This is a genomic window from Rhizobium sp. RCC_161_2 (genome assembly GCF_041355235.1).
In the GTDB taxonomy this organism is placed as follows: Bacteria; Pseudomonadota; Alphaproteobacteria; order Rhizobiales; family Rhizobiaceae; genus Rhizobium.
The window spans coordinates 71,195-85,618 of the sequence record NZ_JBFUPL010000011.1 but is presented as its reverse complement, the minus strand read 5'-3'; the positions used below and the strand labels follow the sequence as shown (position 1 = coordinate 85,618).

The window sequence follows — 14,424 nt, the reverse complement described above, 5'->3', positions numbered from 1 at the left end:
GGCCTCAGGCGATCTCGCAGATGTCGAGAATGGTGAGCATGTAGACGCGGATCATGTCGAGATAGTCGACGATATCGACGCGCTCGTCCGGCATGGTGTTGTAGCGCCCGCCCGGACCGCAGACGATGCCTTCCATGCCAAGCTCGTGATAAAGATGCCCGGCATCGGTTCCATAGAAGCGTGTCGGCGTAATGGCGCCGGTCGGCTGCTTCTCGCCGCGCACGGCCTCGTAGGCGGCATTGATCGATGTGACGATGCGTGAGGTCGGCGATACCTCGAAAGGCGGCATCAGCGGGCGGCCCTCGATCATCTCGGGAACCAGCTTGGCCTTCAGCCCCGGAAAACGCTTTTCAAGCTCGACGAGTTCGCCGGCGAGATCGGCGAGAACGCCGTCCTGCGTCTGGCCGGGCGCGTAGCGGGCCGAGCCCCGAATGCGGACGAAGTCAGAGACCTGCGGCGGCCGCCATTCCTCGAGATCGCGTCCGAGCGCGCCATGGACGACGCCGACATGGCCGCGATTGATGGAGCGATGTACCTCGCTTTTCGCACCGCTGAAGGTCATGCCGTTGATGCGCGGAATGATGTCGCAGGCTGCGGCGATGGCGTCGACGGATTGTTCGCGCTTGGAGAGATGGCGGGTGTCGCCGGTGAGCTCGATGACGAAGCTCAGCGCTGCGGCGTGCATTGTCACGGCTGCAAGGTCGCTCGGCTCGCTATTGATGAAATAGTCGGCCTTGATACCGCTGCGGATCGCCGCGAGCGTGCCGACGCCGCCCTGCAATTCACCCACCACATATGTCAGGATGATATCGCCCTTGAGTTTCACGCCGGCGCCCAGCAGCGTCTTGACGGCGCAGAAATAGGCCGCGTCGCCCGCCTTCATGTTGGAGACGCCGATGCCGTAGATGAACTTGTCATCGACAAGGCCGCCCCAAGGATCGACGGTCCAGCCTTCGGTCACCGGATTGGTGTCGAGATGGCCGTTGAACAGCAGACTCTTGCCGCCGCCCGATCCCTTCAGGCGCCCGATGGCATTGAAGCGCTGACCGTCGTCGAAAGGCTGCAGCTCGGACTGGAGGCCGATCGCTGCCATCTCCCGGGCCATGATGCGGGCGAGTTCGCGCTCGCCTTCGGTCTGGGAATGGCTCTTCTGGCGTACCATGTTCGACAGGAAGTCGAGGCAGCTCTTCTCGTCGATTGTGCCGACGAGCGATTTCGGGTCCATTGTATGCTCCTTGATCTGCAATTCTACAGGGATGTGCCCGCGAGTGCCGGAACCGCCGCGATCAGCTGGCGGGTATAGTCGGCGCGGTCAGGGCTGGCGATTTCGTCTGATGGTACGACCTCGACAAGGTCGCCGCGGTGCATCACGGCGATGCGATGGGCGATCTGGCGGACGAGATTGAGGTCGTGGGTGATGAAGAGAAAGGCCGTGCCATGCTTGCGATGCAGTTCCAGCAGCAGCTGCACGATGGAGGCCTGCACGGAAACATCCAGCGCCGAGGTGATCTCGTCGCAGATGACGAGCTTCGGTTTCGAGGCGAAGGCGCGGGCGATGGCGACGCGTTGTTTCTCTCCGCCTGAGAGCTGATGCGGATAGCGGTCGGCATGGGTGCGCGGCAGGCGCACCTGCTCCAGCAGGTCGCCGATCTGCTGCGATTGGGAAGCGCCTTCACCCACGCCATAGAGTTTCAATGGCCGCGACAGGATTTCATGGATCTTCTGCCGGGGATTGAGCGAGGCGTCGGGGTGCTGGAAGATCAGCTGAACATCCCTCCGATAGCTCCTGTCCATATCGGAAAGGCCGGTGATCGTCCGTCCGGCGAAGGTCATCCTTCCCTCGAATGGATTGAGCCCGGTCATCGCCTTGGCGAGCGTCGATTTGCCTGAGCCGGATTCTCCGACGATACCGAGGATTTCGCCCGGCTGCACAGTGAGGCTGATGGCGCGATTGCCGGTGAAGCGCTTGAAGGCGCGGCCCGTCAGCGCCGAGAGAAACGGCTTGCGGCCGTAATGTACGCTGACATTCTCGACCGCCATCAGCGGTTGGGTCTGATAGGTCGGGCGCGTCTCGACCAGCCGGTTGGCGGGTCGCGGCACGGCGGCAAGCAGCTCTCTTGTGTAATCCTGGCGCGGTGCTCTGAAAATATCATCGATGGCGCCCTGCTCGACGATCTCGCCGCGCCGCATGACCGCCACGCGCTTGGCCGTGCGCGAGAGCAGCGCCAGATCGTGCGAGATATAGAGCGAGGCGACGCCGGTCTCCGCCTGAAGATCGAGAAACAGATCGAGGATCTGCCGCGAGGTGATGACATCAAGCGCGGTCGTTGGCTCGTCGAAGATGATGCATTGCGGATTGCAGGCAAAGGCCGTCGCGATGACGACACGCTGCTTCTCGCCGCCCGATGCCTCATGCGGCATGCGTTGCATCATCTGCGCCGGGCCCTTCAGGCCGACGCGGGCAAGCATCGCCTCGCCTTCGCTCCATGCCTGTCTCTTCGTCAGTCCGCGATGACGCCTTAGCGCCTCCGTCAGCTGCATGCCGAGCGAAAGGGTGGGATTGAGCGAGGTGCCGGGGTCCTGGAACACCATGCTGATCTGCTTGCCGCGCATGCGGTTGACTTCGGCCGGCGATTTCGCCGCGAGGTCCTCGCCCTGCAGCCGGATGGCGCCGCCGACTTCGCGGGCATTGTCCGGCAGATAACGCATGATCGACCAGGCGAGCGACGTCTTGCCCGAGCCGGATTCGCCGACAAGGCCGAGGATTTCCCCGGCCGCGATCTCCAGGTCGATATTCTTCAATGCGTGGAAGACGCCATTCACTGTCAGATAGTCGAGCGAATAGTTGCGGATCTGTAGAACGCTGTTTTGTGCGAGTTCGCTCATCTCATCCTCCCGTGCGCGGGTTGAGAGCATCGCGCAGGCCATCGCCGAGCAGGTTGAAGCCGACGGCGACAATTGCGATCGCCAGGCTCGGCCAGATCAGAATGCCGGCGCTGATATGCATGTATTGGCGCGCTTCGGAGATCATCAGTCCCCATTCCGTTGCCGGCGGCTGGGCGCCGAGCCCAAGGAAACTCAGCGTCGCGAACAGCATCACCGCGAAGGAAATCCGGATGGTGGTCTCGACGATGATCGGGGCGATGACATTGGGCAGCATTTCGCGCAGGATGATGTAGGACGAGCTTTCGCCGCGAGCGATGGCGGCACTGACATAGTCCTGCTTGCGGACGGACAGGGCGACGCTGCGGGTAATGCGCGCCATGCCGGGCGCAAAGGCGACGGCGACCGCCACCAGCGCGTTGACGCTGCCGGAACCGAGCAGATTGACGATCAGAAGCGCGAACAGAAGGTTCGGGATCGACATGATGGCATCGATGGTGCGCATGATCATCTCGTCGGCGCGCCCGCCCAGATAGGCCGACACCGTACCGATGAGGGCGCCGGCAAGGGTTCCGGCCAGCGTGGCGACGACCGCCGTGATGACCGTCGCACGAGCGCCGATCAGCAGCCGGCTCAGAATATCGCGGCCATATTGATCCGTTCCGAGCAGGAAGGTCATGCTCGGCCCCTTGTAGCGGGCCAGGATCGACATGGCTTCGGGGTCGCGGGGGGCAAGCCACGGGCCGAATGCGACGACGATGAACACCAGAATGATGAGGATCAGGCCGGTGGCGCCCTGCGGTGTACGCAACAGCCGCTTGAGAAGATCAACCATATTGGATCCTCTTGTCGAGCCAGGCATAGAGAAGGTCGGCTGCGAAATTGACGATGGAATAGGTGGCCGCCATGAGAAGGACGCCGGCCTGAATGGAGGGCAGGTCACGCGTCTGGATGGCGACGATGAGCTGCCGCCCGATGCCGGGAATGGCGAAGATCTCCTCGACGACGATGATGCCGCCGAGCAGATAGCCGACATCAAGCGCAACGACGGTGATGGTCGGCAGCAGTGCATTGCGAAGGGCATGGCCGAACAAGACTCTCGAACCGGAAAGGCCTTTCAGCCGCGCCGCTCGGATATAGTCGGTATGGAGGACATCGACGAGTTCCGAACGGACCATGCGCGAGACATGGGCGATGAGGATGATGGAGATGACGCAGACGGGCAGCGCCAGATGCGCGATGCCGTCGAGGAAATTTTCGGTGAGCGGCACGTATCCGGTCGCGGGTAGCCATTTCAGCCAGTCGGAGACGACCAGCACCGCGACTGTCGCCGTCACGAATTCTGGCAGCGAAACGCCCGCATAGGACACCAGGCTCACCAGCATATCGGTCAGGCGGCCGCGCCGCATCGCGGCGATAACGCCTAGCGGAATGGCCAGTACCAGCATCAGGCCGATCGACAGGCAGGCGAGCAGCAGGGACCGTCCCAGCGCTTCGAACATCACGGGACCGATGGGCTGGCCGGTGCGCAGCGAATGGCCGAAATCGCCATGCAGGACGCCACTCAGCCAATGCAGATACTGCAGCCATACGGGGTCGTTGAGACCCATCTGCTGGCGCAGGGCGTCCAACGCCTGGGCGGTGGCGTTTTCTCCCAGCATCATCACGGCGGCATCGGCCGGCAGGACCTGGGTAATGGCGAAGACGACGAGCGACACGACGAAGAGCGTGTAGACGATCATCAATAGTCGCTTGATCAGATAGTGCGGTGACAAGGGCTTGTTCCCTGGCGTTCCTGTGGCCGGCTGAGGATTGTGCGGCCGGCCTTTGGGCTGCGTTGCGCGCCGGAAAGCGACGCGCAACGCCTATATCGGCAGAGCTCAGCTCCGCTTCGGCGCCTTGTCGGTCAAGGCGGTGTAATCGAGGCGGAAGACGGAGGCGCGCGGATGGACTTCAAAGCCCGAGACCCAGTCACGCTTGGCCGCGAGCACGTCGAAGAAGACTGGGATGATCGAGGGAACTTCCTCGTTCATCAGTTTTTGCGCTTCAGCATAGAGTGCCTTGCGCTTGGCCTCGTCGGTGATCCCGCGTGCTTCGTTGACGACCTTGTCGAAGGCCGCGTTGTTCCAGCGTGTTTCATTCCAGGCGGCATCTGAGGTGTAGAGAAGCTTGAAGATGGCGTCGGCCGTCGGCTGCATGTTGTAGAAGCCGACATAGAAGCTGCCCTTCTTCCAGACCTGATCCAGATAGGTGGCATGCGGCATGGTCTGGACGTTGATCCTGATGCCGGCTTCCTTGGCCATTTCGCGCAGCGCCACAGCGAGCTGCGTCCGCTGGCTCGGCTTGTCCGAGGCGATCAGAGTGGCTTCGAAGCCGTCTGGATAGCCCGCTTCGGTGAGCAGTTTCTTTGCTTCCTCGATATTGGCCTGACGCAGCGGAAGGCCTGTGTAGAAGTGGTAGGAGGAGTTCAGCGGTGTGTCGTTGCCCGGCGTTCCGAAGCCTTCGGTGACAAAATCGACCATGGCCTGCCGGTCGACGGTCAGTGCCAGGGCACGCCGGACGCGGGGATCGTTGAAGGGCTTGGTGTCGCAACCGAAATTGATGTTGCAGAACTGCCCGGACGGAATGCGCAATGCGTTGACGCCCTGGGCATCCTTCATGCGCAGATATTCGGTGGGCTGGACGGTGGAGACCACATCAATGTCGCCGGCCAGGAGTGCGGAGGTTTGCGCCGATGTATCCGGGAAAACCTGGATTTCCACGCGGTCGAGATAGGGACGCTTCGGATCGTAATAATCCGGATTGCGTTCGACGACGATCAGGCGGTCGGGCTCATAGGACACGAGCTTGAAGGGGCCGGTACCGTTCGCTGTTGTCGACAGCTTCTTGAAGTCGCCGGTGGCGATCGAGGCGGGAATGATGCGGGCCACCGTATAGGCCATGGCGACCGGGAAATCGGCATAGGGACCCGAGAGCTTGAAGACGGCGGTCAGAGGGTCGGCGGCTGTGACATCGGCGATCGGGCCGACATTGTTGCGGGCCGGAGACGCATTGTTCGGGTTCAGGATCGCCTTGAAGGTCTCGACGACATCTGTGGCGCTGAAGGGCGAGCCGTCATGGAATTTCACGCCACTTCGGAGCTTGAAGGTCCATTCGGTCAGCGCATCGTTGGCGCTCCAGGATTCGGCAAGGTCCGGCTCCATGGTCATGTCGACCTTCAGCCGCGTCAGATTGCTGTAGAGCAGCTCGGTGACCATGTATTCGGGATTGACGCGGGTCAGAAGCGGATGGATCACGCTCGCCGCCTGATCGACGGAAATCCGCAGCGTTCCGCCCTTTGCCGGCGTGGCGGCTTGAGCGAGACCGAGAGACGGCGCTGTCAGGAGCGCCGCCGTTCCGGCCAGAAAATGACGTCGGTTCAACTTCAGCATCTGGTGTTCCCCTTATTTTGACGCGGAATGTTCTGGAATGAGATCGGCGGAAAAATCCTGCGCGAGATAGGCGAGAATGCTTTTCGCCAGGGCGATGATATCCGTCGTTGTCGTGTGTTCTTCCGGGCTGTGGATGCAGCTTTCGGGACGTCCGAGGCCCCCGAGCAGTATCTCCTGCATCGCGCCTGCCTGCTGGACGTAACCGAAATCCGAGCAGCTCGCGGCCCCCCACTTGCTGAAGTCGGAGGGCTGGTAGCCGAAACCGAGGCTCAGCGCCTTCTGCCAGCGCGGCCAATGAGGGCCATCGGGGTCCGCCGTCGGGATCAGATGGCCGACGAGATCGATGTCGAAGCTAAGGCCCGGTGTCTGCGCCACGCATGCGCGCACCAGATCCTCGAGTGTGGCGCGCGCGGCCGCATAACTTTCCTCGGGAGCGTAACGGCGGCTGACGAGGATCTTGACCTCGGCCGCGACCTGCCCGCCCGAGGTGCCCCCGTCGACGGCGGATATCGATAGCTGCGGCCGCAGCGGGCCGCTCGCATGCGGCGGTGGCGGCAGTTTGGACTCGAAAGCGGCGATCTGCGGCTTCAGCGCATGAAGCGCATTGAGGAGGGGAAGGGCTCCCTCGATGGCATTGATGCCCGAGCCGGTGCGATTGCCTTCGCCGGCATGAACGGCGTGCCCCCTGATGGTGATCTGCAGATGAAAGACACCGAAGCAGCCGGCCCAGACGCGCGGCGCGGCCGAACCGTTGAAATTGACGATATGTCCCTTGAGCATGCCCTGTTCGGCAAGATAGCGGATACCCGGATAAAGCCCGCCTTCCTCATCCGTGCACAGCAGCAGCATGGGAGCATAGGCAAGCTCGACGCCGTGCTCCTCGGCGGTGCGCAGCGCAAGCAAAGTTGCGGCAATTGTCCCCTTCATGTCGGCGGCACCCAACCCGAAAAGCTGGTCTCCCTCGCGCGTCAGGCACAGCGGATGACGCTGCCAGCCGGGTGCTGCGGGAACGGTATCAACATGATAGTAGAGGCCGCAGACCGGCTTGTTTGCCGGGCGCTCAGCAACCAGGTTGACGCGCTCTCCTAAGGCTGGGCCATTGGCGACACGCCATAGCTCGTCCGGCACCTTGACGCGCCTAGTGTGAAAGCCCAGGGGTGCCAGCAGCTCCTCCATCAGGTCCGCGAAGGCAGGGTAGCCCATGCCGGGTGGAAAGGAGGTGTCGATGGCAATCATGCGCGCCAAATCTTCGACCGCTTTTTCGACATCACGTTCGATTGCCGCCAAGGCGTTTGCAAATGATATCGACTGGGGTGATAAGGCTTGATTGCTCACGTTGAGTTCCGAAAAGATGCGCGGAATGGAGGTTTGTTCTGCTCTCGTATTCATATAAACTATATAGTAATGATGCTTCCTCGCCTTCCGCGAGTCAACTCCAAATAAGAGGCAATTAATTGCGCGAAATGCCCAATTTTTTAGCGGACACGTCACGTGCGGCGGAGTTTTCCCTGCCGCTCTACGAGGTGGTCAAGCGACAGATCACGGAAGCGATCATGATGGGCAAATGGCCCGCGGGAACGGTCCTGCCGAGCGAGATCGCGCTCTCGCAGATGTTCGGTGTCGCAGTCGGTACCATCCGGCGGGCTTTGGCGGATCTGACCAATGAAGGATTGCTGAGCCGCCGGCGCAAGACGGGAACGGTCGTGACGGGGCGCACGCCGCAACACAGCCTGCGCTTCTTCTTTCAGTATTTCCGCCTTCATGGCCTCGACGGCTCGCTGCAGAATTCCACCTCGGAAATCCTGTCTCTCGAGAAGCGCCTTGCCAGCCAGGACGAGAGCGCGAGCCTGCAACTGGAAAGCCCGACGGAGGTGATCACCTTTCATCGCCTGCGCAGCGTAGGCGGTGTGCCGGTCATGCATGAGATCATCACGCTTCCGGCGCACTTGCTGCCGGGCTTCCCCGAGAAGAAAGAGGACATTCCCGCGCTGCTCTATCTGTTCCTGCTCGATCGCTATGGCATCCGTATTTCCGCGGTTCGCGAGCAGATTGCCGCAACGCTTGCGACGGAAGACGATGCCCGCCTGTTGAAGCTCACTCTGCCGGATGCCGTGCTGACGATCGATGAGGTGTCCTACGATCAGTCTGCCGCCCCGGTCCTTGTCGCGCGGCATCGGGCGACGACGAGAAGCCACCGCTATGTACATGAGGTGCAGTAGGGCGGACCTGGGAATGCGCTGGAAGAGAGCGGCTGATCATCGAAAGTCAAACGATCTACTTTCGTTTGAGTACCTTGCCCGGGTTCATCATGCCTTGAGGATCGAGGCTGTGCTTGATGGCAAGCATGAGATCATGCTCGACGTCACCACGATATTTGAGGACCGCATCGGTCTTCATGATTCCAAGGCCGTGTTCAGCGGCGACCGAACCGCCAAAGCGGTCGGCATGATCGCAGATGATCTGATGTATTTCGTCCGATCTCGCCAGAAACTCTTCGGTGGGGACAGCTTCCGGCGCAATGATCCCGAAATGGATATTGCCGTCGCCAAGATGGCCGAAGGCGATGATCCGGGCAGCGTCGACCGCTTTTACGATCGCGCTTGAGCAACTGTCCAGGAAGTCGGGTATCGCCGAAATCGGAACGGAAATGTCCCCCTGGACCGTCGCACCCTCCTTCATGTCGGCTTCCGCCAATGCTTCGCGAATTGCCCAGAAGCTTCTGCTCTGTTCGATGGAGCTGGCTATTGCCGCGTCGACGATCAGACCGGACGCATAGGCCTCGGACAAAACGGCCTCGATCCGCTCCTGCTGGGAGACCGCTTCGTCAATCGAGGAGAATTCGATGAGCAGTTGCCAGTCGTGAAGCTGGTCCAATGGCATGCGGCATGCCGGAAAATGCTTGAAGACAAGTTCCAGACCGTTGCGCGGCATGAGTTCGAAGGCGGTTATCTGCCCACCGGTTCGCTGTTTGCACAGGGCCAGTAGCTCCAGCGCCGCCTGGACGGAGGGCACGGCGCAGACGGCGGTGGCGATAGAGGCAGGCTTCGGAAACAGCTTCAGCACGGCGCCGGTGATGATGCCGAGCGTGCCTTCACTGCCAATGAAGAGTTGCTTCAGGTCGTAGCCCATATTGTCCTTGCGCAGCCCGCGCAATCCGTTCCAGATCCGGCCGTCCGCAAGCACAGCTTCCAGGCCAAGGACCAGATCCCGGGTGTTGCCGTAGCGGATGACGTTGCTGCCGCCGGCATTGGTGGCAAGGTTGCCGCCGATCTGGCAGCTGCCCTCGGAGGCAAGGCGCAGCGGAAAGAAGCGCGATGCGTTCGCCGCTTCGGCCTGGATCATGGCGAGCAGGCATCCCGCGTCGACGGTGATGGTATCGTTGATCGTGTCGATACCCCGCACCTTGTTCATGCGCGCGAGATTGACGATGATTTCGAAACCCTCGCCGGACGGCACGGAACCGCCCGCCAGCGAGGTGTTTCCACCTTGGGGTACGATCTTCAGACCATATTGCCCACAGATGGTGACGATTGCCGCAACCTCCTGCGTGTTTGCCGGCTTCAGCAACAGGGGGGAGTCGCCGCGGATCGATCCCGTCCAGTCGACCGCGTGCGGTTCGATAAGGCCGGGATGCGTGCTCCAGCCGAAGGGACCGACGGCCCGCTTCAGCATCTCGATTGCTTCAGCCAGCTGTTCAAGTCCCAGAGGCTTGCGCCCTTTTCCGTTCACCGCCATTCGGAAACTCCTTCCAGTTCAGGCCGATCGAACATGCGTCATAACGCCAGTGACGGGCTGAAGCGGATGAGGCTCAGGATCTCGAACAGCATTTGCGCCGCGACATGGGCTGTGTTCGTGGTGGCATCATATTGCGGGGCGACTTCGACGACATCGCCGCCGACGAAATCGATGCCCTTCAATCCGTGGAGGATGGCGAGCGCCTCCCGGCTGGTTAATCCACCGATCTCCGGCGTGCCGGTGCCGGGCGCAAAAGCCGGGTCGAGACTGTCGACATCGAAGGACAGATAGGTAGGGCCGTCGCCGACGACGGCGCGTGCCTTCTCGATGATGGCATCGATCCCCATGCGAGAGATATCCTCGGCATGTATGACGGTCATCCCTGACTCATAGGAGAATTCCCAGAGATATTCCGCAGCCCCGCGAATGCCGATCTGAATGGTGCGTGTCGGATCGAGGACGCCATCAAGAACGGCGTTGCGGAAGGGGCCGCCATGGTGGAACTTCGTGAGATCGTAAGCGCCGCCGGTATCGCAATGGGCGTCGATGTGGATCAGTCCGACAGGCCGCTCCTTGCCGACGGCTTTCAGGATCGGATGCGTTATCGAATGGTCGCCACCGACCGCCAGCGGGATGACGCCGGCCGCAACGATCTGCCCAAAACGGCGCTCGATATCCTCATGGCTGAGTTCGAGGCGATAGCGGCTGCGGAATGGGACGTCGCCGATATCGGCGACCTTCGCCTCGAACGTGGGCGCGCATTTCAGGACGTGATTGTATGGCCCGACACGCTCGATGGCGCGCAGCGCCCGGGGTCCGAAGCGCGAACCCGGGCGATTGGTGACGCCAAGGTCCATCGGAACGCCGATGAGCGCGATATCGAGATCGCTGAGATCGGGGTTCTCGGCGTCGATCTGGCGATAGGCGGCATCCAGCAGCGTCGGTATGCCACTGAAGGGAGCCGCGCGCGTGCCGCTCGCCGAAAAGATCCTGTCCGCGACGGCGCGGAACTCCGGATCATGGATGCTGCCGCCGTGACCTTCGCCGAATTTTTCGCGCAGTTGCTGCAGTTTATCTTCGTCAATCGCCATTGTTCACCATCCAATCTTACGTGGGAGAAGCTCTGCGCTCTGCCTCGAGCGCCTCGAAATGGTCCGTTATCTGCGCCCCGGTTGCAATCCAGACATCGCCCTTAGACTGAACATGGCGCAGGAAATCGCGAAGAATGAACCAGCGCATTGGCCGGCCGGAGACCTGCGGATGCAGAACCAGTGTGGTGACGCCGCCCCAGGCATGCGTTGCCTCGAATTCCTCGATCCAGAGCGGCAGCACGGCGTCGCGGCCGAAAAGGGCGCGCGGACTTGTGCGGCTCGACATGCCGAAATTCCAGTCGTCGAAGGCAAAGTTGACCGGAATTTCGACCGGCCCATCCATGCCGTCGGATGAGGCGTGACGATAGGGCAGGATATCGTCGCGGAAGGAGCTGGAGTAGCGAATGCCGGATTTGGCGAGATAGGCCAGCAGCTCGGGGAAATTCTCCCCCGAAGGCGCCCGGTAGCCGACGGGCCTGACGCCGAGCGCCTGTTGCAGCGCCTCGAAACCGCGATCGATCTCCTCGAAGGCTTCGTCCAGCTTCTCGCGGTCGGGCATTTTGTGCAGATAGCCATGATGCCCGATCTCGTGGCCGGCCGTCAGGATCGCCTCGCAGATCTCGCGATGTGCGAGCGCCGTCCATCCCGGCGTGAAGAACGTGCCCTTCAGGGAGAGCTCATCCATCAGTTCGAGGATCTTTGCTATTCCGACACGCCGGTCGTAGCCGCCATGCGAGGTGGTCACCATGCGATCGACATTCGATGGGTTGTTGCCGATCCAGGCGGTCTCGGCGTCGACATCGAAGCCGATGAACAGGGCACTCTTGGCGCCGTTCGGCCAGATCATCTTTGGTGTGTTCGGCGCCGGATTGAGAGGGCGCGGTGTCAGATCGAAACTCATGAGAATATCCTCAGCAAAAGACGGGTCGGCTGTCTGCGTCCCCGGCCATAAGGTCCGCGAGCTTGCGGCAATCGTCCAATTCCTCGAGCGTGGCGAGGGTGCTCCACAGGTGGTCCGTTTGCTCGGTGCTCAGGCTCATCGTAGCGAGTTCCTTGAATTTGTCGGTGATATCCGGGAGGAGCATCGGCCTTTCGGCGGAGCCCGTGGCGCGGGGAACCATATGGGTCGCGCGCAGACCGTCTTTGAACGTCAGCGTGACGAAGGGTTCATCGAGTGGCTTCATGCTGTCATCGACGATCAATTGCATCTGCTCCATGATGGTGTGAACCTTCGGATCCGAGCGTCGTTCGGCCGAATAGGCCTCAAGACCGGCGGTTCCGAAGACGCAGCGCGCCGCCACGGCATAGGGCAGACTCATCTGGGTCGGTGCCATCGCGCCGCCTTCCTTGGCGCCGCACATGCCCATCAGCATCGGGCTCAGCCGCAATTCGATCGCCTCGATCTGCGAGGCCGTCCGCGCCGTCTGCTTCAGCAGGTCTTCCAGCGCATCGACCGCCGAATGCGCACCGCGGCAGGAGGCATATGGCTTCAACACTGCCCGCTTCACCTTCCAGACTTCGCCGAGCGCTTCGCTCAGCTTGTCCACATCGCAAGTGGATTTGTTGAAGGAGCGGAAGAAGCCGCCCCATACGTCGTCGAAGACCTTAGACGGTCCGGCAAAACCCTCGGTGGCAAGCTGTGCCGCCAAAAGGCCGCCCTCCGCCGCGCGCCCGGCATGGATCTTCTTGGCCTGGGAACCATCATGGATGAAGGCCCAGAGGCCGGAGGAAAAGCTGGTTGCAAGCGTGATGGCGTCGCGGGTGATATGGGCATCGAGATCACGAATATTAGCAACGGCGGCAGCGGCCGCCAGCGTGCCGCAGGTGCCTGTCGAGTGCCAGCCGAGACTGTTGTGGCTGTCGTAGCCGCCCGTCGCTTCCAGGATGCGGCGGCCGACATCGTATCCAGCAACGACGGCTGCGATCAACTCTTTGCCGGAGACGGCGCGTGGCATCTGTGCGATAGCGGCCAACAGGGCAGGCATGACGACGGCGCCCGAATGGTCGCAGCCGCCGGCGTCGTCCAACTCAAAAGCATGGGCGGAAACACCGTTGATCAGCGCGGCATCGCGTGCGCCGGTAAAGGCGTTCGTGCCCCAGATACGCGCCGCTCCATGCGATCCGACAATACGGCGCGTGATCCGGAACTCGTTGGAACGGGCACCGGCTAGTGCTGCGCCGAGCGTGTCGGCGATATGTATCTTCGCCTTGTCGATCACATCGGCCGGTAGCGCTTCAAATCGAAGGTTTGCAACGAAGGACGCAAGCCGGTCAACAGGAGCGTCGTCAAGTGAGCGGGGCATTCCGGTTTTCTCTTTCCGTGTCTCGGTTTGTCAAACCTTGGCGGCATGCTGCCATTTCGCGGTGGATCGGCAGCCCGCGGCGATTGCCTGAGCTGCCGATCGCGATCCTTACTTGACGGCTTCGCCGTTGATGTAGATGCCATCCAGCATCGTGCCGTCGAGGCCGTGCTTTGCGAAGATCGTCTTGTACTCGCCGCTGGCCATCAGCGCCTTCAGCGCGGCGGCATAGGCATCACGTAGTTCAGTATCCTTTTTGGCAAAGCCGATACCCTGATAGACGGCGGTAAAGGGCTCGCCGACGACAGTATAGGTGTCCTTCTCGAGGGTCAGCAGATAGGGAAGCGTTTCGGAGCCCTGCACCGCGCCATCGACGCGGCCCTGCTTCAGCTGGGCGCGGGCATCCGCCGAGCCTTCGGTGCCGACGACCTTTACGGCCGGCAATCCAGCTGCTTCGCAGTTGGCGGCGCTCCACTTCGCCGTTTCATCCGGGAAGGACGTGCGGCGGCTCATGCCGATGATCTTGCCGCAGAAATCGGTCGGCTTCTTGAACTCATCTTTGCGGGCAGCGGTCGTGTAGAATTGCGCGCCGGACTTCATGTAGTCTACGAAATCGAGCGCGTCGCGACGCGTCGGTAGGTCGCTCATGCCGCTGTGGATCAGATCGACACGGCCGGTCGTCAGCGAAGAGATCATCTGTTCGAAGCCGATGTCGGCCCATTCGACCGTGGTGCCGAGCTGCTTGGCCAGTGCCAGGCCGAGGTCGATGTCGACACCCATCAGCGTGTTGGTCGCCGGATCCTTGTATTCCATCGGCGGATAGTTCGGCTGGTTGGCGACGACCACCTTACCGGCCGATTTGATGCGCTCCGGCAGGCCTGCGGCGCTGACCGAGGTGACCGCCAGGCAGGCGATGGTGAGCATTGCGAGATGCTTTTTCATAGTGTTCCCCATTTTTGATCTGGTTGGCACTGGCGGGCCTGA

The 14,424-nt window shown here is 61.7% G+C and carries 12 protein-coding genes; 1 reads left to right on the top strand and 11 read right to left on the bottom strand.

The genetic code is table 11. The features are described 5' to 3' along the window. Positions 1 to 4: 4 nt before the first annotated feature. The 6 genes from AB6803_RS25310 to AB6803_RS25285 form a co-directional block, all read right to left on the bottom strand. Positions 5 to 1,225: a M20 family metallopeptidase gene (locus AB6803_RS25310; protein WP_371111471.1), complete on the bottom strand. Its 1,221-nt coding sequence runs from the start codon at positions 1,223 to 1,225 to the stop codon at positions 5 to 7. A gap of 23 nt (positions 1,226 to 1,248) precedes the next feature. Continuing rightward, positions 1,249 to 2,886 (bottom strand): dipeptide ABC transporter ATP-binding protein, encoded by a 1,638-nt coding sequence (locus tag AB6803_RS25305; protein ID WP_371111470.1) that lies wholly within the window; start codon positions 2,884 to 2,886, stop codon positions 1,249 to 1,251. Position 2,887: 1 nt separating this feature from the next. Beyond that, positions 2,888 to 3,718, bottom strand: coding sequence for an ABC transporter permease (locus tag AB6803_RS25300; protein WP_371111469.1), 831 nt, complete (start codon positions 3,716 to 3,718; stop codon positions 2,888 to 2,890). Continuing rightward, on the bottom strand, positions 3,711 to 4,658 hold the full coding sequence (locus AB6803_RS25295; RefSeq protein ID WP_371111468.1) for an ABC transporter permease: 948 nt from the start codon (positions 4,656 to 4,658) through the stop codon (positions 3,711 to 3,713). Before AB6803_RS25295 ends, AB6803_RS25300 begins: the two co-directional genes overlap by 8 nt. Positions 4,659 to 4,763: 105 nt before the next feature. Then, a complete protein-coding gene (locus AB6803_RS25290) occupies positions 4,764 to 6,314 on the bottom strand; it encodes an ABC transporter substrate-binding protein (RefSeq protein ID WP_371111467.1) in 1,551 nt (516 codons plus the stop codon). Between the two features lie 12 nt (positions 6,315 to 6,326). Beyond that, the gene (locus tag AB6803_RS25285) at positions 6,327 to 7,550 is read right to left on the bottom strand and encodes a M20 family metallopeptidase (RefSeq protein ID WP_371111466.1); all 1,224 of its coding nucleotides are present in this window, start codon (positions 7,548 to 7,550) and stop codon (positions 6,327 to 6,329) included. 227 nt (positions 7,551 to 7,777) lie between these two features. On the opposite strand from AB6803_RS25285, the gene AB6803_RS25280 reads away from it, so the two are divergent. Beyond that, the gene (locus tag AB6803_RS25280; RefSeq protein WP_371111465.1) at positions 7,778 to 8,533 is read left to right on the top strand and encodes a GntR family transcriptional regulator; all 756 of its coding nucleotides are present in this window, start codon (positions 7,778 to 7,780) and stop codon (positions 8,531 to 8,533) included. A gap of 55 nt (positions 8,534 to 8,588) precedes the next feature. On the opposite strand, the gene AB6803_RS25275 is transcribed toward AB6803_RS25280, so the two are convergent. From AB6803_RS25275 to AB6803_RS25255, 5 genes are all read right to left on the bottom strand, one after another. Beyond that, complete coding sequence (locus AB6803_RS25275; protein WP_371111464.1) at positions 8,589 to 10,049, bottom strand: FAD-binding oxidoreductase; 1,461 nt, start codon at positions 10,047 to 10,049, stop codon at positions 8,589 to 8,591. A 38-nt stretch (positions 10,050 to 10,087) separates the two neighbouring features. Beyond that, positions 10,088 to 11,140 (bottom strand): agmatinase, encoded by a 1,053-nt coding sequence (speB, locus tag AB6803_RS25270; protein WP_371111463.1) that lies wholly within the window; start codon positions 11,138 to 11,140, stop codon positions 10,088 to 10,090. Positions 11,141 to 11,156: 16 nt separating this feature from the next. Further along, positions 11,157 to 12,041, bottom strand: coding sequence for a polysaccharide deacetylase (locus AB6803_RS25265; RefSeq protein ID WP_371111462.1), 885 nt, complete (start codon positions 12,039 to 12,041; stop codon positions 11,157 to 11,159). Between the two features lie 10 nt (positions 12,042 to 12,051). Further along, complete coding sequence (locus AB6803_RS25260; RefSeq protein ID WP_371111461.1) at positions 12,052 to 13,443, bottom strand: MmgE/PrpD family protein; 1,392 nt, start codon at positions 13,441 to 13,443, stop codon at positions 12,052 to 12,054. A 108-nt stretch (positions 13,444 to 13,551) separates the two neighbouring features. Beyond that, complete coding sequence (locus tag AB6803_RS25255; RefSeq protein WP_371111460.1) at positions 13,552 to 14,382, bottom strand: ABC transporter substrate-binding protein; 831 nt, start codon at positions 14,380 to 14,382, stop codon at positions 13,552 to 13,554. Positions 14,383 to 14,424: the final 42 nt, after the last annotated feature.

Bases quoted from the DNA above. Each gene is read 5' to 3' on its own strand.
- AB6803_RS25310 (WP_371111471.1), bottom strand. From the start codon at position 1,225: ATGGACCCGAAATCGCTCGTCGGCACAATCGACGAGAAGAGCTGCCTC.
- AB6803_RS25305 (WP_371111470.1), bottom strand. From the start codon at position 2,886: ATGAGCGAACTCGCACAAAACAGCGTTCTACAGATCCGCAACTATTCG.
- AB6803_RS25300 (WP_371111469.1), bottom strand. From the start codon at position 3,718: ATGGTTGATCTTCTCAAGCGGCTGTTGCGTACACCGCAGGGCGCCACC.
- AB6803_RS25290 (WP_371111467.1), bottom strand. From the start codon at position 6,314: ATGCTGAAGTTGAACCGACGTCATTTTCTGGCCGGAACGGCGGCGCTC.
- AB6803_RS25285 (WP_371111466.1), bottom strand. From the start codon at position 7,550: ATGATTGCCATCGACACCTCCTTTCCACCCGGCATGGGCTACCCTGCC.
- AB6803_RS25280 (WP_371111465.1), top strand. From the start codon at position 7,778: ATGCCCAATTTTTTAGCGGACACGTCACGTGCGGCGGAGTTTTCCCTG.
- AB6803_RS25275 (WP_371111464.1), bottom strand. From the start codon at position 10,049: ATGGCGGTGAACGGAAAAGGGCGCAAGCCTCTGGGACTTGAACAGCTG.
- speB (WP_371111463.1), bottom strand. From the start codon at position 11,140: ATGGCGATTGACGAAGATAAACTGCAGCAACTGCGCGAAAAATTCGGC.
- AB6803_RS25265 (WP_371111462.1), bottom strand. From the start codon at position 12,041: ATGAGTTTCGATCTGACACCGCGCCCTCTCAATCCGGCGCCGAACACA.
- AB6803_RS25260 (WP_371111461.1), bottom strand. From the start codon at position 13,443: ATGCCCCGCTCACTTGACGACGCTCCTGTTGACCGGCTTGCGTCCTTC.
- AB6803_RS25255 (WP_371111460.1), bottom strand. From the start codon at position 14,382: ATGAAAAAGCATCTCGCAATGCTCACCATCGCCTGCCTGGCGGTCACC.